A 19,912-nucleotide genomic window follows, 5' to 3' on the forward strand; every position below is an offset into this window, starting at 1 on the left:
TGCCGAGGAGCGAGATGAACCAGCACGCCCAACGCCTCTCCACTCTGACCGCCGAGCAGCGCGCCCTGTTGCTGAAGCAGGTCGGTGCGCAGTTGACCGAACGCCAACGCCCGTCGACCCGGATCCCCCGCCGGGTCGGGGACGCGGACCGGGCGCCCGTGTCCTACCTGCAGGAACAGCTGTGGTTCCTCGACCAGTTGGTGCCGGGACAGTCCACGTACAACGTGCCGTCGGTGTTCCGGTTGCAGGGACCGCTGGACCTGACGGCCCTGCGCCGCGCGCTGGCCGACATCGTCGATCGGCACGAGGCGCTGCGGACCACCATCCGGGCCGAGAACGGCGAACCGTACCAGCACATCGCCAAGCCGGGGGACCAGCCGCACCACCTGGTGGTGGACGACCTCAGCGACGTCGCGGACCCGGCGGTGCGGCTGGCGGAGGCGCAGCGGCGGGTGCAGGAGGAGATCCGGCGACCGTTCGACCTGGCGGAGGGGCCGCTGTTCCGCTCGCTGCTGGTCCGCCTCGACGACGCCGACCACCTGCTCGCCGTCACCATGCACCACATCGCCTCCGACGGCTGGTCGCAGGCGGTGCTCACCAACGAGCTGTCCGAGCTGTACGCGGCCCACCACACCGGCCGCCCGCCGGCGCTGGCACCGCTGCCCGTGCAGTACGGCGACTACGCGGCCTGGCAGCGCAACCAGCTCAGCGACGAGGTCTTCACCGACCAGCTCGACCACTGGCAGCAGCGGCTGAGCGGGTTGCCCACCCTGGAACTGCCCACCGACCGGCCGCGACCGGCCACGATGTCGTACCGCAGCGCCGCGGTGTCCCGCACCCTCGACGGGGACCTGCTGCACCGGCTGCGTCAGCTCTCCGCCCGCAACAACGCCACCCTGTTCATGACGCTGATGACGGCGTACCAGGCGGTGCTGGCCCGCTACAGCGGACAGGACGAGATCGTCGTCGGCACCACCACCACCGGCCGGGAGCCGGCGGAGCTGGAGCCCCTCATCGGCTACTTCGTCAACATGGTGGTGCTGCGGACCGAGGTCGCCGACGACCCGACCTTCGGCGAACTGCTGACCCGGGTACGCGGCGTGGTGCTGGAGGCGTGGAAGCACCAGCAGGTGCCGTTCGAGAAGGTCGTCGAGCGGATCCAGCCGGTCCGTGACCCCTCGCGGAACCCGCTGTTCCAGGTGGGTCTGCAACTGCTGGGCAGCGCCACCCAGAGCACCGAGCCGAACCTGCCCGGGCTCACCGTCACCTCGCTGGACGCCAACCCGGGCGGGCACCCGTTCGACCTGTCGATCACCTGCACCGAGAGCCCCGACCAGCTGCGGCTGGTCGCCGACTACTCGGTCGACCTGTTCGACGAGCCGCGGATGGCGCGGCTGCTGCGGCATCTCGAACGGGTGTTGCGGACCGCCGTCGAGGCCCCCGACACCCCGCTGTCGGCGCTGCCGCTGCTCGACGAGGAGGAGCGGACGCTGCTGCTGGACACCTGGCAGGGACCGCGGGGGGAGCGCGCCCGCGAACCGGTGCACGTGCAGATCGCGCGGCTGGCCGCCGAACGACCCGACCTGGTGGCGGCCACCCTGCACGGCGCCGAGCTGACCTACGGCGAGCTGGATCGCCGCGCCCGGGTGCTGGCGCACCGCTTCCGGGCGCTCGGCGTGGGCCGGGACGACATCGTCGCGTTGCTGCTGGAACGGGGCTTCGACCTGATCGTCGGCATGGTCGCCGCGCAGCAGGCCGGCGGCGCGTTCGTGGTGATGGACCCGGGCCACCCGGTGCGCCGCATCGAGTTCATCCTCGAAGACACCGCGGCCAAGGCGGTGGTCACCCGCAGCGCGCTGGCCGACCGGCTGCCCGAGGGCGCCGCCGCCACGCCGGTGCTGGTCGACACGGAGTGGGACGAGCTGTCGGCGGCGGCCGCCGGTGCGGCGCCGCTCGACGAGCTGGCCGACGAGAACTCGCTGGCCTACGTGCTCTACACCTCGGGGTCGACCGGCAAACCCAAGGGCGTGATGATCGAGCATCACGCACTGAACACGTTCCTGCTCTGGCTCGGCAACATCTTCGACTTCGGCCCCGGCGACCGGTTGCTGCAACACATGGCGCCCATCTTCGACTTCGCCGAGGGCGAGATCTTCACCGCGCTGACCCGTGGCGTGACGATGGTCTTCGTACCGGAGGAACACCGCACCGACCCGGACGTGATCGGGCAGCTGCTGGTCTCGGAGAAGATCACCTACATCGGCGGACCGCCGGCCATCCTGGGCCGCATCCCGCCGGGCAGCTACCCCGACCTCAAGTACATGATCGCCGGCGGTGAGGCGGTCACGGGTGATCTCATCAACCGCTGGAACACCCCGGGCCGCCGGTTCATCAACGGGTACGGACCGACCGAGGCCGCCGTCGGCTGCATCTTCTACGAGTGCGAGCACCGCACCTGGATCGGCCAACCGCCGATCGGGCGGGCCATGCCCAACCGGGTGGCCTACGTGCTGGACCGGTGGAACAACCTGCAACCGGTCGGGGTGCCCGGTGAGGTGGTCACCGGCGGTGAGGGCCTCGCCCGGGGCTACCTCAACCGGCCGGAGTTGACCGCCGAGAAGTTCATCGACGACCCGTACCGTCCCGGTGAGCGGATGTACCGCACCGGCGACCTGGGCGTGTGGACCGAGGACGGGCAGATCCAGTTCCTCGGCCGCATCGACACCCAGGTCAAGCTCAACGGGCTGCGCATCGAGCTGGAGGAGATCGAGTCGACGCTCACCGCGCATCCCGGCGTCGCCGAGGCGGCGGTGGCGCTGCGCGAGGACAGCCCCGGCAGCAAGCGGCTGGTCGGCTACGTGGTCCCGGCCGGCGCGGCGGCACCACCGACCGAGGAACTGCGCGAGCACCTGCTCGCCGACCTGCCGCCGTACATGGTGCCGCACGTCTTCGTGGCCCTGGACGTGCTGCCGTTGACGAGCGTCGGCAAGGTGGACCGCAACCGGCTCCCGGTGCCCGAGGAGACCGGGTCGGCCGAGGTGGAGCTGGTCGCGCCGCGCACCCCCGAGGAGGAGCGGGTCGCCGAGATCTTCGCCGCGGTGCTCGGTGTCGAGCGGGTCGGTGCCGACGCGAACTTCTTCGAGCTGGGCGGCAACTCGCTGATGGCGGCCCGGGTGCTGTCCCGGATCGCCGAACTCGGCGGGGCCAGCGCGACCATGCGGGACTTCTACACCAAACCGCGGGTCAGCGAGATCGCCCAGCTGCTCGCCGGCACGCCGTCGGCCACCGACACCGCGACCCCCACCGACGCGGCAGCGGTGACCGACCAGACCCGGGCCCGGTTGGAGCAGGAGATCGCCGACCTGGAACAGCGACTCCGGGCCGCCCGGGCGGCCCTCGCCGGACAGGACGGTCCGGCGTCCGGCGGGCACGAGGGACAGCGGCTGCCGCTGTCACCGACCCAGGAGCAGCTCTGGTTCCTCGAACAGCTCGCACCCGGCCAGCCCACCTACCACATCCCGGTGCCGGTACGCCTCACCGGACCGCTCGACGTCGACCTGCTCGGTCGGGCGCTGACCGCCGTGGTGGCCCGCCACGAGGCGCTGCGCACCACGTTCGGCACCGAGGACGACACCCCGTACCAACTGGTGTCACCCGTCGGTGAGGTGTCGCTGCCGGTGCACGAGCTGGACGCGACGGCAGCCGACGACCGGGAGCAGGCGCTGCGCGTCGAGCTGGAGCGCGACGCCACCGAACCGTTCGACCTGGGTCGCGACCTGATGCTGCGGGCCCGGCTGATCCGCCTCGACGGCCAGGAGCACGTGCTCAGCATGGTGCTGCACCACATCTGCGCCGACGGCTGGTCGGCCGGGCTGCTGGTGCGTGATCTCGCCGAGCTGTACGACGCGTTGCGGCACGACCGGCAGCCGCAGCTGCCCGCCCTGCGGTTGCAGTACGCCGACCACGCGCTGGCGCAGCGCCGGCAGCTCGACGCCGGTGACCTGGAGCCGCAGCTGGCGTACTGGGCTGGGCAGCTGGCGGACGCGCCCACCCTGGACCTGCCCACCGACCGGCCCCGCCCGGCCACGGCCAGCAACCGCGGCGCCCTGCTGGTGCGCCGGATGCCCGCCGACGTGCTGGAGGGCCTGCGCCGGGTGGCCCAGCAGGAGCAGGCCAGCACGTACGCGGTGCTGCTCGCCGGCTTCAAGACGGTGCTGATGCGCTACACCGGCGTCGACGACGTGGTGGTCGGCACCGCCGGTGCCGGTCGCGGCCGTCCGGAGCTGGAGGACCTGGTCGGCTTCTTCGTCAACATGCTGGCCCTGCGTACCGACCTCTCCGGCGACCCGAGCTTCGGCGAGGCGGTCCGCCGCACCATGGGCACCCTGCTGGCCGCCTGGGACCACCAGGACGCGCCGTTCGAGCGGGTCGTCGGGCGGCTCGGTCGACGCCGCGACGCCAGCCGCAACCCGGTCTTCCAGGTCTCCATCGACCTGCTCAGCGGCGACCTGGTGGATTTCCGGTTCCCCGGGCTGGCCGCCGAGTTCCTCGACGTCGATCCCGGCGTCTCCCGCTTCGACATGGCGATCAACGCGTACGAGGAGACCGACGGCATCACCTTCCGGATCGAGTACGCCACCGATCTGTTCGACACCGCCCGGATCGAGGCGATGTTCGGCCACCTGGAGCGGGTTCTGCGGGCCGCCGTGGCGGCACCGGAGACCCCGTTGTCGGCCCTGCCACTGCTCGACGACACCGAGCGGACCGAACTGCTGGCGCTGGCTCAGGGGGAGCGACGAGCCCACCGGCCGGCGACCCTGCCGGAGCTGTTCGCGGCGAGCGTGGCCCGCACCCCGCAGGCCACCGCGGTCATCGCCGCCGAGGGCACGCTGAGCTACGCCGAACTCGACGAGCGCAGCCGTCGGCTCGCCGCGCGGCTGCGTGCCGCCGGGGTGGGCACCGGGGAGGTCGTGCCGGTGCTGCTGGAGCGCAGCCTCGCGGAGGTGGTGAGCGTGCTGGCCGTGCTGCGGGCCGGTGCCGCGTACGCGCCGATGGACCCGGCCGCGCCGCCGAGCCGGCTGGCCTTCCAGGTACGCGACACCGGCGCCCGGGTGGTGGTCGGCGACCCGGCGCGGCTCGGCACCCTGACCGGGGTGACCGTCGTGGACCCGGCGGCGGAGCTGCCGGACGCGGCCGACGAGCCGTGGCTGGCCGAGCTGACCCCCGAGTCGCTGGCGTACGTGCTGTACACCTCCGGTTCCACCGGCGAGCCGAAGGGTGTGCTCATCGAGCACGGCATGGTCGCGGGCTACCTGGACTGGATGGTGCCGGACTTCGGCATCGAGCCACGGTCCCGGATGATGCACTGCTGCGCGCCGGTGTTCGACCTGGCCGTCGGTGAACTGTTCGGTGCCCTCACCGCCGGTGCGGCCGTGGTGGTGGCCGGTCACGACGACGTGCACCGCCCGGGTGCGCTGACCGGGCTGGCCCGCGAGACCGGCGCGACGCACATCTTCACCACCCCCACGGTGCTGGGTCTGCTCGATCCCGCCGAACTGCCGCAACTGCGGTCGGTGATGATGGCCGGCGAGTCGGCGCCGCCGTCGCTGGTGGCCGCCTGGCACGTCGACGGCCGGCGGGTGCTCAACCTGTACGGCCCGGCTGAGGCCACGGTGGGCTGCACCTGGTACGAGTGCCCGGCCGACGGCGCACCCGCGGCGACCGTACCGATCGGTCGTCCGATGCCGAACCGGCGGGTGTACGTCGTCGACGACAGCGGCGACCTGGCGCCGGTCGGTGTGCCCGGCGAGCTGGTCGTCGCCGGCAACGGGGTGGCGCGTGGCTATCTCGACCGACCCGAGCTGACCGCCTCGGCGTTCGGTGCCGACGAGCGGGCCGGGGAGGGACGGGCCTATCGCACCGGTGACCTGGCCCGGTGGAACCGGGACGGCCAGTTGGAGTTCCTCGGCCGCCGCGACGGGCAGGTCAAGCTGCGTGGCCTGCGGGTCGAGCTGGGCGAGGTGGAGCACGCCCTGCGCACGGCGGCCGGCGTGTCCGGGGCCGCCGCGGCGGTGCACGGCACGGGCGCCGAGGCGGTCCTGGTCGGGTACGTGGTCGGCGAGTTGTCGGACGACGACGCGGAGGCCCTGCGGGCGACGCTCGCCGGGAAGCTGCCCGGGTACATGGTGCCCAACGTGGTGCTGCGCCTGCCGCAGCTGCCGCTGACCCGCACCGGCAAGGTGGACCGCAAGCGGTTGCCGGCGCCCGAGTCCGGTGCCGGGCAGGCGGCGTACGTGCCGCCGGGCACCGACGACGAGCGGCTCATCGCCGGGGTCTTCGCCGATCTGCTCGGTCTGGAACGGGCCGGCCGCGAGGACGAGTTCTTCCTCAGCGGCGGCAACTCGCTGCAGGCGATCCGGGCGGTGGGCCGGCTCAACGACGCACTCGGTGTGCCGCTGACCGTGCGGGACTTCTACGCGGCACCGACCGTCGCGGCCCTGGCCGAGCTGGCCGGACGCCGACGGGCCGCCGAGCAGGCGGCGCAGTGGGAGCTGCTCGACGAGATCGAGCAGCTCAGCGACGACGAGGTGGAACGGCTGCTGGCGGCGGACTGATCGCCGGTCGCGTCCGCGGGCCCCGCCGCCGTGCGCGGCGGGGCCGGCGGTGTCCTGAAAGGAGTGAGATGTCCGACGAGACCTTCGACGGCAGGGTAGCCCGACTGGACGAGCGCCGGCGGCTGCTGCTGGAACGGATGCGGCAACAGCGCCGGCAGCCACCGGCGACGATCGGTGCCCGCCCGGCCGGCGACGAGCGGGTGCCGCTGTCGCGGGCCCAGGAACAGTTGTGGTTCCTCGCCCAGCTCGCGCCGGCCGAGCCGACGTACAACCTGGTGCAGGCCTCGTACCTGACCGGCGAGGTGGACCCCGCCGCGCTGCGGCGGGCGTTGGACGGCGTGGTGGCCCGGCACGAGGCGTTGCGCACGGTCGTGGAGAGCGTCGACGGCGTGGCGTACCAGCGGGTGCTGCCGCCGGGGCCGGCCAGCCTGGTCGTCGACGACGTGTCCCGGCTGCCCGAGGAGCAGCGCCGGCCGGCGGCGCTCACCCTGCTCCAACAGCAGGAGGTGCACCGCCCGTTCGACCTGGCCACCGGCCCGCTGTTCCGGGCCCGGCTGGTCCGGCTCGGTCCCACCGAGCACGCCCTCGCCGTCGCGGCGCACCACATCGTGGTCGACGGCTGGTCGATGGGCCTGATCCTGCGGGAACTGGCCGCCGCGTACGACGCCCACCGGCACGGCACGTCAGCGCGGCTGGACCCGCCCGCCCTGCAGTACCCGGACTTCGCCCGCTGGCAGCATCAGCAACTGGCCACCGCCGAACTGGACAACCACCTCAGGTACTGGGCGCAGCGGCTGGCCGAGCTGCCCACCCTGGAACTGCCGGCCGACCGACCCCGGCCGACCACCGCGTCGTTCCGGGGTGCGCTGCTGGAGCAACCACTGGATCCGCAGCTGCACGCCGGGGTGCAGGCGTTGGCCAAGGAGACCGGCGCGAGTCCGTTCATGGTGCTGGTGGCCGCCTTCGCGGCGATGCTCGCCCGCTACACCGGCACCGACGACCTGGCCGTCGGCACCACCTTCAGCGGGCGCAGTCGACCGGAGCTCGAGAGTGTGGTCGGGTTCTTCGCCAACATGGGGGTGCTGCGACTGGACACCTCGGGCGACCCCAGTTTCGCCACCCTGGTCGACCGGGCCCGGGACACCTGCCTGGGCGCGTGGGAACACCAGGACGCCCCGTTCGAGCGGGTGGTGCAGCGGCTCGCCCCACCCCGCGACCCGGGCCGCAACCCGCTGTTCCAGGTGGCCGTGCAACTGCTGGACGGCTCCACCTGGGGTGGACCGACGCTGCCCGGCACCGACAGCACCCCGGTCGACCTGCGGCTGGACCGGTCCCGCTTCGACATGATGGTCAGCCTCGTCGACCACGGCGACCGGTACTCGGTGCTCACCGAGTACTCCACCGACCTGTTCGACGCCCGGCGGGTACGCGCCATGCTCGACCACGTCGCCCGGCTGCTCGACGCGGGTCTGGCCGACCCGGGTACGACGCTGTCGCGGTTGCCGATGCTCGATCCCGCCGAACGCGAGCGGGTCCTGGCCCTCGGCGCGGGCGAACGACGTGAGGTGGCCCCGGCCACCGTCCACCAGCTGGTCCGGGCGCAGGCCGAACGCAACCCCGACGCGGTGGCCGTCCGGCACGGCGATCACGAGCTGACCTACCGGGAGCTGCTCGACCTGGCCGCCCGGCGGGCGGCCGGCCTGCGCGCCGCCGGCCTGCGACCCGGCGACCGGGTGCCGGCGCTGCTGGACCGGGGCGTCGACGAGGTGCTGACGCCGCTGGCGATCTGGCACGCCGGTGGGGTGTACGTGCCGCTGGACACCGCCGCCCCACCGAACCGGCTGCGCCGGATCCTGACCAACTGTGCCGCCCGGCTCGTGCTCACCCGCACCGAGCACGCCGCCGGGGTGCCGGACGGTCCGTGGCGGACCCTCCTGCTCGACACCGGTGACCTGGACTCCGCCGCCGGGCTCGCTCCGGAGCCGTCCACCGGCCCGGACGACCTGGCGTACGTGCTGCACACCTCGGGCACGACGGGTGACCCGAAGGGCGTCCAACTGCCGCACCTGGGTTTCGTCACCTACCTGGACTGGATGCGCGACCAGTGGCGCTGCGGGCCCGGCGACCGGGTGCTGCACGGCTGCGCGCCGGTGTTCGACCTGGCGGCGGGCGAGGTGCTGGCGGCGCTCACCTCCGGTGCCACGGTGGTGGTGATCGGCAAGGAACGGTTGCTCTCGCCGGGCGGACTAGCCGAGGTCCTGGCGGCCGAACGGATCACCCACCTGTTCCTGACCCCGACCACGCTCGGTCTGGTCGAGGGCGACACCGACCGGTTCGACGCGCTGCGGGAGGTGCTGGTCGGTGGCGAGGTCTGCCCCGCCGACCTGGTGGCCCGGTGGGCGCGTCCGGGCCGGCGTCGGTTCGTCAACCTGTACGGCCCGACCGAGGCCACGGTGGGCTGCCTCGCCCACGACTGCACGGACTGGTCGGCAGCCACCCCACCGCCGATCGGCGTGACGATGCCGAACCGCCGCACCTACCTGGTCGACCGCTGGGACAACCCGGTCCCGGTCGGGGTGCCGGGGGAGATCCTGGTCGGCGGCGCGGCGCTGAGCACCGGATACCTCAACGACGACGAGCTGACCCGACGCCGGTTCACCGTGGATCCGTTCGACCCGCAGGGGCGGGTCTACCGCACCGGCGATCGTGGGCACTGGGACGCGCAGGGCCGGCTGCACTTCGGTGGCCGGCTGGACGGCCAGGTGAAGTTGCGCGGCCTACGCGTCGAACTCGACGAGATCGAGGCACTGCTGAGCCGGCACCCAGGGGTGGCCCGCGCCGCCGTGGCCGTGGTCCGCGACGGCAACGGGGTGCAGCGGCTCGTCGGGTACGTGGTGGACGCCGCCGAGCCGGCCGGCGACGCCGCTCTGCGCACGCACCTGAGCACGGAGCTGCCCGCCCATCTGGTGCCCGGCCGGTTCGTCCGACTGCCCGCCCTGCCGTTGACCACCAGCGGCAAGGTAAACCGGCGGGCGCTGCCGGCACCGGAGGCGGCGGACACCGACGACACCGGCGCGGCCCCCACCACCGGGGCCGAGCGCCAGGTCGCGGAGATCTTCGCGGAGGTGCTAGGGGTGGCCCGGGTGGGTGCGGAGACGTCCTTCTTCGACCTCGGCGGGCACTCGTTGCAGGCGGCGCACGTGCTGGCCCGCATCGCCGGACGGATCGGCACGTCGGTGTCGCTCAAGCAGTTCTACGCCACTCCGACCGTCCGGGCGGTCGCCCGGTTCGTCGAGCACGGGCCGGTGGTCGACGCCTCGCCACTCGTCACGCTCAAGGCCACCGGTTCGCGGCCCCGGCTCTACTGCCCGCACGCGGTCTCCGGCTCGCCGTACTGGTACCTCCCGCTGAGCCGGGCGTTGCACCCGGAGCAGCCGGTGGACGGCTTCGAGGCGCCGGGACTGGAGGGCGGCATCGACCCGGTCGACGACCTGGTGACGCTCGCCGGGCGGTACGTCGGCGCGCTGCGCGAGCGGCAGCCGCACGGGCCGTACCTGCTCGCCGGCTGGTCGATGGGAGGCTTCCTCTGCTTCGAGATGGCCCGGCAACTCGCCGCCGCGGGTGCCGCACCCGACCTCGTGGTGATGATCGACTCCAATGAACCCGGCCCGTTGCCGCTGCCGAGCGAGCGCCAGGTGATGGAGACCTTCGTGGCCGACCTGGCCGGGCTCTCCGCGGCACCGGCACCGCCGCTGGACGCCGAGGTGGTCGACGCGGCCGACCCGATCGCGGCGCTCACCGGTTTCCTCGTCCGGCACGGACTGATCCCGTCGGACGTGCGGGCCGACTTCGTCGCCAACCGGTACGCGGTGTTCCGCGCCAACATGCGGGCCATCTACGGCTACCAACCGGCACCGTACGCCGGTCGGACGGTGCTGGTGCAGGCGAAGCGGGAGGCCAGCCGCGCGGCGTGGCGCCGGTGGAGCCCGGCGATGGAGGTGGTGACGCTGCCCGGCGACCACTACTCGATGTGGTCGGCGCAGCACCTGCCCGCGCTGGCAGCTCTCATCGACGACCAGGTGGCCCGGGTGCTCGACCTCGGCTGACCGGCACCGGGGCCCGCCCAGACCAACGGCTGGGCGGGCCCCGGACGAGCATCGTCACCGGCGGCGGCCCCCGGTCACCTCGGCGCGGAACGCGCTCCGGTCGGCGTGGACGCCTCCTCGACCGGGCCCGCTGCCGGTTCGACCTCGACCTCACCGGGGGGAGCGTTGCCCGGCGCCGCCACGGCCTCGACCTGCTCGGCGGCGTCGCCGCTCGGCGCCGTCTCGGTCGACACCCGGGTGGACAGCCGCCAGGTCCGGTAGGCCAGCAGGAATCCGAGGATCAGCAGACCGGCGTCGACCCAGAGGCTGCGGCTCAACCCCAGCGCGGAACGGCTCGGGTCGTTCTCGGCGGTCGCCAGGTAGACGCCGCCGACGACGACCACGCTCACCACGCTGGCCAGCAGCGTTCCGGTCGAGACCAGGGCCGACAGGGCGGCGGCGTAGCGGGGGCCCACGGCCGCGGCCGTCTGCTCCACGAGCGTGCTGAAACCGGCCGCCATCCCCGCGCCGGCGAGCAGCAGCAGCGCCGACACCACCGCGATCGGCCAGCCGCCGGCCACCACGACCGCGAGTGCGGCCAGGGCCAGGGCGAACACCAGCAGGCCGGCGACCGGTAGCGGGCGGTGGAAACGCTTCGGCAGCCGGGTCCAGGTGAGGCTGACGGCCGCGAAACCCACGGGGTACGGGATGAACATCAACCCGGCCTGCAACGGTGTGTAGCCCAGCCCGTTCTGCACGTGCAGGGTGAGCGGAAACAGCACCCCGGCGAAGGCGAAGTTGAGGATGCAGCAGGCCAGCAGTCCCGACTTGACTCCTCGCGGTCGCAACGCGTCGATCTCCAGCACGGGTTGTCCGCCCCGGGCGCCCAGCCGCAGCTCGTACCGGACGAACAGGACGAGCCCGGCCGTGCCGGCGGCGATGCTGGCCAGTGCCCACGCCGGCCAGCCCTGTTCCCGGCCGAAGACCAGCGGTGCGACCACCGCACCCATCGAGACGGCGAGCAGCAGGATGCCGACGATGTCGGGCCGGAACCGCGAGCTGGGCGTGTGCCCGGGCAGGTAACGCGGTGCCGCCGCCAGCAGGGCCAACCCGATCGGCACGTTCACCAGGAACGCGGCTCGCCAGCCGCTGCCCAGTACGTCGGCGCTGACGATCACGCCGCCGGCGATCTGACCGGCGGCCACGCCGAGCGCCAGCACCATCGAGTAGAGCCCGATGGCGCGGGCCCGGGCCGAGCCGGTGAAGACGAGCTGGATCACCGAGAGCACCTGCGGCACCATCATGGCCCCGAACGCCCCCTGCAGCAGGCGGGCGGCCACCAGCGTGCCCGCGGTCGGGGCGATCCCGCAGAGCAGAGAGCTGGCGGTGAAGCCGGCCAGCCCGATCATGAACAGCCGCCGGTGCCCCACGTCGCCGCCGAGGCGCGCGCCGGTGACCACGAGCACCGCGAACATGAGCGTGTATCCGGACAGGATCAGTTGCAGAACGGCGCCGGAGGTGTTCAGGTCATCCTTGATGGTCTTGGTGGCCACGGCGACGATGGAGTTGTCCATCGTCGCCATGATCTGTGCCACCAGGAGGATGAGCAGCACCAGCCGGGCGCCGCGTGGTCGACCTTCGTCCTCAGTGGCCATCGACGTTCCTCGCTCTCGTTGGGTTGCCACGCCCGTTGCCGTGGTAGAGGCTTCCGTGCCGACAGTGGTTGCGCAACTACGTGCGGGTGGGTGTCGCGGCCGTACGGGCATCCCGTGGATCGTCGTCGTCGGAGGCTGCCGGCCGGGTCGCCGGCGCACCGTTGCCGCTCGCCGGCCACGCCACCGACACCGGGCTTTCGGTGTCGGTGGGGCCGGTGGCTGGCGCGGTCCCGGTCCGGTCCACCGGCACGGTGCCGCCGCCGCGACGCGCGAGCGGCCCGACGGAGGCGCCCAGCTCCGGCCCGAACACCAGCAGCAGGCCGGCGGCGGTCAGGCACAGCACACCCAGTGCGACGGCCGGCAGCACGAGCCCGCCGCCGAGGGAGAGGACCAGCAGCATGGTGGACGGTCCGAGGATGCCACCGACCTTCGTGGCCGCGCCGGCGAAGCCGGAGCCGGTGGCCCGCATCGCGGTCGGGTAGATCTCGGCGCTGTACGGCAGCAGCATCGCGTTGACCGCGGACAGCGACAGCACCAGCAGGCCGATGGAGGCCAGCAGCAGCACCGTCCCGCCGGTGTCGGCGGTCCAGAGGGCCACGCCGCCGAGCCCGAACGCGGTGATCGCGATGAACAGTGCCAGCGCGCGGCGGCCGCTCCAGGCGGCGTAGAGCAGCACGACCAGCGCAAGGGCCGGGGTGGAGTAGAGCGCCGAGTCGGCCAGCAGCCCGCTCGCGACACCACCGGCCAGGCCCGCCTCGCGCAGCTGCGCGGGCAGCATCACCAGGAAGCCGAAGTTCACCAGGCCCCAGACGACCCCGACCACGCCGATCACCGATGTCACGACCGGATACGCCCGCAGCATCGCTCCCACGCCCGGACGCGTCGCGGCGGCGGTGTCGGCGACTGGCGGCGTGGCTCCCAGGTGGGACCCGTAGCGGCGGAGCACCGCCTCCGCCTCGGTACGTCGCCCGGCGCGCAGCAGGTACAGCGGCGACTCGGGGATCAACGGCGCCATCAGCAACAGCAGCAGACCGGAGGGCAGCCCGATCAGCCAGAGTGCGCGCCAGGTCAGCGCCGGCTCCAGATGCCGTGCCGCCTCGCTGGCCGCCAGGTATCCGCCCAGCCCACCGATCCCGCCGACGGTCACCGCCACCCAGCCGCGGTGCCGGCGTGGGGTCAGCTCGGCGATCAGCGTGAACACCAGGGGCAGCAGGCCACCGGCGGAGGTGCCCATCGCGAAGCACATGACGAGGTTCCACTCGAAGGTGGGCATGGCGCCGCACGCCGAGGTCGCGATGAACAGCAGGGTGGCCAGGAGCAGGGCGGTCCGCCGGCCGTACCGGTCGCCGAGCAGGCCCCAGACGACCGACCCGACCGCGGTGCCGGTGAGCGCCACCAGGGGCAGGATCGAGATCGATTCGAGCGACATGCCGTACTCGTCGCTCATGCCGGGCATGACGAAGCCGAGGGTGAGCGGCTTCATGATGTCGACCACCAGGGCGATGGTGAGCACCGCGCAGGTGATCCAGTACGCCGGTCGCAGCCGGCCGTGCTCGATCGACTCCACGGTGACGCTGACGGAGTCCGGTCGTCGGACCCCCGCGAACAGCGCCCGTCCGGCCACCAGCAGACCGACGAGGAGCAGCAGCATGCCGAGGATCATCGTCGGTGTCCACATGTCCATCGGCTCGCCGGGGCTCATGCCCTCCATGCCCGGCATGCTCTCCATGTCGGGCATGGAGGGCATGCCGGGCTCGGTCGACCCCATCCGGGCGTGGTCGATCATCATCTTCACGTCGGGCAGTTGGAACAGCACGCCGGCCGTCACCAACGCCACGCCGAGCAGGAAGCCGAGCGTGCCGCGGTGTTTGGCGGGTGCTGTGTCGGCAGTGCGGGATTCGGGCATGGATGACCGACCTCCGAGCTGTCCCGAGACGAGAAGAACGTCGGCGAATTGGCGACCACCGAAATCTACAAGGGTGTTTCCCGGGTGACAACCGTCAATCATTTGACTCATTTTGGTCAGTGGTTATGAATTGCTGCCTCCGGGAGGCTCACCCTGTTTGCGACCGGTTTGGTGGGCTCTGATCAGTCAGTCAGCCGACGAGCGTTGCATGATCGCCCTGCGAGGTGTTAGGCTCACCCTAAGTGATCAACTGGTAGATCCGGTGCCACCCTCCACTGGCCGATAGTCGCCGCTTTTCGGCAGCTCAATGCCGGTGTGGCGAATCGTTGGTCGCGGAAGACGCGCACCGTGTCGTCGGGTCGCACCAAGCGGTGGCGGTGTCCCCGTCAAGCCGGTACGGCGCAGCGGCCGACCCGACCCCAGCAATTAACCGAGCATATGTTTCGTCAATTGCTGGCAATCTGTCCGTAACGCTCCGGGCCGCACGGAAATGCTAGTCTCGCGAACGGTCCCGCCGCCCGTCGCCTTTAGATCGAGGTCGACCTCGGGCCGGATCGGGCGTGAGCTGCGCCTTTTCCCGAATCGGTGTCCGGCCACCGGTACGCGACCGCGACCCGGTACGCGCTGACCGGCCCGGATCGTTCCCCTTGCTCACCGTCAGCGCTGCGGATGTGCCCCATGTGGACCGGTCGGCCCGATCCCGTCCGTGTTGTGCCAGCATGGAGGACATGACCATCCAGTCCGATCCGATGGCGTCGACGGACGAGGTACGCGGTGAGCCGGCCGACGAGTTCGTCGGCGCCCTCGTCTCGCTGAGCCGGGTCATGGTGGCCGTCGCCATGCGGACGCTGGCGCGCATCGACGCCGATGTGACGCTCCAGCAGTTTCGGACGCTCGTGGTGCTGGTGCCCGGCCCGCAGCGGGTGATCGACCTGGCGAAGCTGCTCGGCGTGCAGTCGTCGACCGCCACCCGGATGTGCGACCGACTGGTCCGCAAGGGGCTGGTGGCCCGGCACGAGCGGGTGGCGGACCGTCGGGCTGCCTGGGTCGGGCTGACCGTCGCCGGCAAGGAACTTGTCGGCCTCGGCATGCGCGCCCGACAGCAGGAACTGGAGCGGATGCTGGCCGACCTGCGCCCCGGTCGCACCGACGGCACCACCGACGCGCTGGTGGCGGTACTGCGCGCCGCCGGTGAGCTCACCGACGGAGCCTGGTGGCGGCAGTGGGCGGACTCGGTGGTGGAGTGAGGGACGCCGACACTGCCGGGTGACCCGGCGCGACGGAGGGCCGGTCGAGGTCAGACGCTGACTCGGCTGGCCGCCCGGCGGCGGGCCGTGGACACCGACGGCACCTCGGCGGCGGGCCGCGGTAGGTCGGACGGTGTCACGTCCACCGGCGAGATACCGACCGGGACGGCGTCCTGCGACGCCGCGATCCGCAATTGATCTAGGGCGGCGTCGAGGCTGTCGAAGATCGGGAAGACCCCGTCGAGCTTCATCGTGTGCAGCACGGTGCGGATGAACCTCGACGGCGCGGCGAGGCAGAGCCGCCCGCCGCGCTCACGTACGTCGCGGTGCGCCCGGACGAGCATGCCCAGCCCGAGCGAGTCGATGACCTGCACGTGGGTCAGGTCCACCACCACCGTCCCGGCCACGTCGAACGCGCCGCGCAGCGCGGCCCGCAGCGCGTCGCCGGTGTCCTGGTCTGCGCCGCCGTCGGCGGGCACCACCGCCGCCTCGGTGACGCCCGATCCAGCGCGGTCGCCGTCAGCGAGGGGGCTGCCCGGCGGCAGCGCGCTGCACCGGGGGCAGCGGTGCGGGCCGGTGGCGAACGGTGACCCGCTCCACCCGTGGTCGGAGACCAGCGTCCAGACGACCTCGGCGTCGGGCAGCACGCAGGCCGTGCCGGTGGTGGTGTCACCACAGACGTCGCAGATCAGGGTCATCAGGTTGTCGTCCGGTACGACGGTCATCCTGCTTCCTCTCCGTGCCGCGGCCGGTCGGCCGGGTGCGGGACTCGGGGCGGCGGGTGGGGCACCCTCGCCGTACGGACTCCTCACAGGGAGTCGGAGCGTTCCTTGCCGGTGGTGGCGACCACGATCACCACCGCGACCGCGGCGAGCCCGGCCTGCACGACCAGACCCAGGATGCTGAACCCTTGAACGCCGGCGAGCCAGGCGGTGATGGCGCCGAGCAACGAGGCGACGGCGCCGATGGTCATGGTGAGCCACAGCGGCGCACCCGGGCGGCCGGGCAGGACCAGTCGGCCGAGCGCGCCGACGGCGAGGCCGACGGCGAGGGCCGTGACGATCCCGGCGCTGGTCATGCTGCTCCTCGTGCTCGCGGTCGGATGCGTCGGCTGCGGTGTGTCAGGTGCGCACCGTGACGGCGGCGCGGCCGTACGCGGCAGCGCGCGGGACCGTACCCCCCGGTGCCGGTGCCCCGTCGGCCGGCGGGACACCCGGTGCGGCGGTGATCGCCTCGGCGACCGGGGCCGGGGCGGCTCCGGCGTCGGTGTGCACCGGCAGGATCTGGTCCAGCCGGGCGGTCTGCAGGATGCGGGTGATGCGCGGGTTCGGGTTGCGGACGGCCAGCACACCGCCGGCCCGGACCATCCGGCGGTGCACGTCGAGCAGCAGACCGATGGCGGCGGCGTCGATGTGCCGGCAACCCGCCAGGTCGATCACGACCTGACCGGGCCGCAGGGCGAGGAGTTGATCGAGGACCGCGCCGGTCTCCGGCAGGCAGCTCAGATCGAACTCGGTGATGGACACCTCCACCAGCGGCACCGAGCACTCGGGGCGTCGTGGTGCGGTCACGGCCAAGGCCCCCTCTCCTGCGGTCTCCGAGTGGCTCTCACCCTGCCCAGCGGGGTTGGCGGGCACCGCGCGGACGGATGACAGTTGCGTGACAAAACCCCCTGTTGTCGATCGTGGTTGGCCCGGCGGTCAGGGCTTGGGGATGATTCCGGTATGACAGCGGTACTGGTGATCGAGGACGACGACCGGATCCGGTTGGCGTTGCTGCTCGCTCTGGAGGACGAGGGCTACGAGGCCCGGGGAGCGGCCACCGCCGAGGAGGGGCTGCGCACGCAGCGCCGGGATCCCGCCGACTACGTCCTGGTCGACCTGATGCTGCCCGGCATCGACGGCTTCGAGGGCATCCGCCAGTTGCGCCGCGACGACGACGTACCGATCGTCGTGGTCAGCGCCCGCGACGACACCCACGACATCGTCGCCGCCCTCGAGGCCGGCGCCGACGACTACGTGGTCAAGCCGGTGGCGATCAAGGAACTGACCGCCCGGCTGCGCGCGCTGCGCCGACGCGGGCGTACGGTGACCGCGTCGGACGGCCCGCAGCCGGTGCCGGTGCTCGCCTTCGGTGACCTGGAGGTGAGCCCCGAGGCGGGGGAGGTGCGCCGCGCCGGTGAGCCGGTCGCGGTCACCCGCACCGAGTTCCGGCTGCTGTGCGAGCTGGCCGAACACGCCGGCCGGGTGCTCTCCCGGCAGCAGCTGCTCAGCCGGGTCTGGGGGTACGACAGCGGCGACGAACGGCTTGTCGACGTGCACGTCGGTCGGCTACGCCAGAAGATCGAAGCCGATCCGGCCAACCCCCGGCACCTGGTGACGCTGCGCGGGCTGGGTTACAAACTGCAACGATGAGACGCCTCGGACTGCGTGCCCGGGTCACCGCCGCGTTCGCGATCGGTGCGTTGCTGTTGTCCGCCTCGATGGCCCTGGTGTCGTACGAGCTGACCCGCCGCACCCTGCTCGACGAGCGGGAACGCACCGTGCTGCGGGCGGCCTACTACGACGCGGCGGTGGTCCGCGCCGGGCTCAACACCGACAACCCGGACGTCGCGGAGGCGTTGCGGGCGTTGGACACCGGCACCGGACGGCGACCCCTGGTGCTGCTCGACGGCGAGTGGTACGCCCGAAGCGCCGACAACGGGCTCACCACGATCGTTCCGACCCGGCTCCAGGAACTGGTCGCTGCGGGGGAGCCGGCGGTGCAGCGGGTCCGCGTCAACGACACCCCGGTGATGCTGGTCGGCGTGCCGCTGTCCGAGTCGACCGCCTTCTACGAGATCGCCTCGCTGCGGGAACTGGAACAGACCTTCCAGGTGCTGGCGCTGGCGCTCACCGCGGTCGCGATCATGATCGCCGGATCCGGGGCGGCCCTCGGCTGGTACGCCACCCGGCACGGGCTGCGTCCGCTGACCGCCGTCGCCGACGCGGCCGAGCGGATCGCCGCTGGCGACTTCACCACCCGGCTCGCCCCCGACACCGACCCCGACCTGACCCGTCTCTCCACTTCCTTCAACCGGATGGTCGACGAGCTGGCCGGGCGGATCGACCGGGACCGGCGCTTCGCCGCCGACGTCAGTCACGAACTGCGGTCGCCGTTGCAGACCCTCGCCGCCGCCGCGAGTGTGCTGTCCCGCCGCCGGGAGAACCAGGACGAGCGGACCGCCACCGCGGCCCGGCTCGTCGCCGACGAGATCGACCGTTTTCAGCAACTGGTGAACGACCTGCTGGACCTGGCCCGTGGTGACCAACCGGTGCACCGGGAGTCGGTGGACCTGCCCGAGCTGGCCCGGCAGGCGTGCCGGGACCGGGATCTGCCGGAGTCGATGGTGCAGCCGGCGGCGGGGACGCCGGCCGAGTGGCGGGTGGACCGTCGCCGGGTCGCCCAGGTGCTGGCCAACCTGCTGGACAACGCCGAGCGGTACGGTGCGGGACCGGTCGCGGTGCGGCTGTCCCACGACGGGGACACGGGCGTGATCGAGGTCGACGACGAGGGCCCGGGAGTGCCGATGGAGGACCGCGAGGCGATCTTCGACCGCTTCGTCCGGGGGCGGGCGGCCAACTACCGGGGCGGCGGCGACGGCACCGGCCTGGGGCTGGCCCTGGTGGCCCAGCACGCCGCCGCGCACGGCGGAGACGCCTCGGTCAGCGACCGCCCGGAGGGCGGTGCCCGGTTCCGGGTCACCCTGCCCGGGAGCCTGTCATGACCCGCCCCGGCATCGTCCAGGCCGCGCGGACGGTCGGGATCGCGGCGCTCGTCACCGTGTTCGCCCTGCTCGGCGCGTGCGGGGTGCCCGCAGAGGATCGACCCCGCGCGGTCACCCCACCGCCGGTGCCCTTCCCGGCGACCGCCTCGGCCGCGCCGACGGCGGCGGAGACCGGTGCGGTGACCGAGGTGCTCTACTTCGCCCGCGACGAACGCCTGGTGCCGGTGATCCGCCGGGCCGACCAGGTGCCCGCGCTCGACGCGCAGCTGCGGGCCCTGCTGGCCGGGCCGACCCCCGCCGAGCGCGACGACGGGCTGACCAGTGCCCTGCCGGGAGCCTTCACCAGCGCGGTGGTCGAGCTGGTCGACGGGTTGGCCCGGGTCACCGTCGGGCTGACGGCGGTGGACACCGGCCGCAGCGACGGCCGGCTGGCGTACGGTCAGATCGTCTGCACCCTCACCGCGCGCACCGATGTCACGGCGGTGCTGTTCCTGGAGGGCGGCACGCCGCTGAGCGTCCCCCGGGCGGACGGCTCGCTGTCGTCGGGACCGCTCACCGCGGCCGACTACGCCGTGTTGATCAATCCGCGTTGACGAGGGCCGGACCACCCGACGCACGCGCAGCGCGACGACTCGTATC

The 19,912-nt window shown here is 72.7% G+C and carries 10 protein-coding genes and 1 pseudogene; 6 read left to right on the top strand and 5 right to left on the bottom strand.

Going from position 1 to position 19,912, the window contains the following annotated elements; genetic code table 11:
- The first annotated feature begins 14 nt into the window (after positions 1-14).
- Positions 15-6,614, top strand: a complete 6,600-nt coding sequence (locus tag O7605_RS25720) for a non-ribosomal peptide synthetase (RefSeq protein ID WP_269741547.1) — start codon at positions 15-17, stop codon at positions 6,612-6,614.
- Positions 6,615-6,682: 68 nt separating this feature from the next.
- Positions 6,683-10,720 (top strand): non-ribosomal peptide synthetase, encoded by a 4,038-nt coding sequence (locus O7605_RS25725; RefSeq protein ID WP_269741548.1) that lies wholly within the window; start codon positions 6,683-6,685, stop codon positions 10,718-10,720.
- A 74-nt stretch (positions 10,721-10,794) separates the two neighbouring features.
- Here O7605_RS25725 and O7605_RS25730 read toward each other — a convergent pair whose 3' ends face one another.
- Entirely contained in the window at positions 10,795-12,354 is a 1,560-nt protein-coding gene (locus O7605_RS25730; protein ID WP_269741549.1) for an MFS transporter, read from the bottom strand.
- A gap of 76 nt (positions 12,355-12,430) precedes the next feature.
- Positions 12,431-14,260, bottom strand: coding sequence for an MFS transporter (locus O7605_RS25735; RefSeq protein ID WP_269741550.1), 1,830 nt, complete (start codon positions 14,258-14,260; stop codon positions 12,431-12,433).
- Positions 14,261-14,988: 728 nt separating this feature from the next.
- Here O7605_RS25735 and O7605_RS25740 point away from each other — a divergent pair.
- Positions 14,989-15,507 carry a MarR family winged helix-turn-helix transcriptional regulator gene (locus tag O7605_RS25740; protein WP_269741551.1) on the top strand — a complete coding sequence of 173 codons (519 nt, stop codon included), beginning with the start codon at positions 14,989-14,991 and terminating at the stop codon, positions 15,505-15,507.
- Between the two features lie 185 nt (positions 15,508-15,692).
- Here the strand turns inward: O7605_RS25740 and O7605_RS25745 are convergent.
- The 3 genes and pseudogenes from O7605_RS25745 to O7605_RS25755 form a co-directional block, all read right to left on the bottom strand.
- A pseudogene (locus tag O7605_RS25745) lies at positions 15,693-16,232 on the bottom strand (STAS domain-containing protein); the annotation flags it as partial.
- Positions 16,233-16,315: 83 nt separating this feature from the next.
- Positions 16,316-16,585: a GlsB/YeaQ/YmgE family stress response membrane protein gene (locus O7605_RS25750; RefSeq protein ID WP_164446898.1), complete on the bottom strand. Its 270-nt coding sequence runs from the start codon at positions 16,583-16,585 to the stop codon at positions 16,316-16,318.
- 43 nt (positions 16,586-16,628) lie between these two features.
- Positions 16,629-17,078, bottom strand: a complete 450-nt coding sequence (locus O7605_RS25755) for an STAS domain-containing protein (protein ID WP_269741553.1) — start codon at positions 17,076-17,078, stop codon at positions 16,629-16,631.
- Positions 17,079-17,231: 153 nt separating this feature from the next.
- Between O7605_RS25755 and O7605_RS25760 the strand changes: the two genes are divergently transcribed.
- The 3 genes from O7605_RS25760 to O7605_RS25770 are packed head-to-tail and all read left to right on the top strand — an operon-like array spanning position 17,232 to position 19,866.
- Entirely contained in the window at positions 17,232-17,921 is a 690-nt protein-coding gene (locus O7605_RS25760; protein ID WP_269741554.1) for a response regulator transcription factor, read from the top strand.
- A complete protein-coding gene (locus O7605_RS25765) occupies positions 17,918-19,273 on the top strand; it encodes a sensor histidine kinase (RefSeq protein ID WP_269741555.1) in 1,356 nt (451 codons plus the stop codon). The genes O7605_RS25760 and O7605_RS25765 overlap by 4 nt, the downstream gene beginning before the upstream one ends.
- Positions 19,270-19,866: a GerMN domain-containing protein gene (locus O7605_RS25770; RefSeq protein WP_269741556.1), complete on the top strand. Its 597-nt coding sequence runs from the start codon at positions 19,270-19,272 to the stop codon at positions 19,864-19,866. The genes O7605_RS25765 and O7605_RS25770 overlap by 4 nt, the downstream gene beginning before the upstream one ends.
- The last annotated feature ends 46 nt before the right edge of the window (positions 19,867-19,912 follow it).

The organism is Verrucosispora sp. WMMA2121 (genome assembly GCF_027460185.1).
Classification (GTDB): domain Bacteria; phylum Actinomycetota; class Actinomycetes; order Mycobacteriales; family Micromonosporaceae; genus Micromonospora; species Micromonospora palythoicola.

What these genes read in the sequence shown, in the direction of transcription:
- O7605_RS25725 (WP_269741548.1), top strand. Translation starts at nt 6,683, where the DNA reads ATGTCCGACGAGACCTTCGACGGCAGGGTAGCCCGACTGGACGAGCGC.
- O7605_RS25750 (WP_164446898.1), bottom strand. Translation starts at nt 16,585, where the DNA reads ATGACCAGCGCCGGGATCGTCACGGCCCTCGCCGTCGGCCTCGCCGTC.
- O7605_RS25720 (WP_269741547.1), top strand. Translation starts at nt 15, where the DNA reads ATGAACCAGCACGCCCAACGCCTCTCCACTCTGACCGCCGAGCAGCGC.
- O7605_RS25730 (WP_269741549.1), bottom strand. Translation starts at nt 12,354, where the DNA reads ATGGCCACTGAGGACGAAGGTCGACCACGCGGCGCCCGGCTGGTGCTG.
- O7605_RS25740 (WP_269741551.1), top strand. Translation starts at nt 14,989, where the DNA reads ATGACCATCCAGTCCGATCCGATGGCGTCGACGGACGAGGTACGCGGT.
- O7605_RS25760 (WP_269741554.1), top strand. Translation starts at nt 17,232, where the DNA reads ATGACAGCGGTACTGGTGATCGAGGACGACGACCGGATCCGGTTGGCG.
- O7605_RS25735 (WP_269741550.1), bottom strand. Translation starts at nt 14,260, where the DNA reads ATGCCCGAATCCCGCACTGCCGACACAGCACCCGCCAAACACCGCGGC.
- O7605_RS25770 (WP_269741556.1), top strand. Translation starts at nt 19,270, where the DNA reads ATGACCCGCCCCGGCATCGTCCAGGCCGCGCGGACGGTCGGGATCGCG.
- O7605_RS25765 (WP_269741555.1), top strand. Translation starts at nt 17,918, where the DNA reads ATGAGACGCCTCGGACTGCGTGCCCGGGTCACCGCCGCGTTCGCGATC.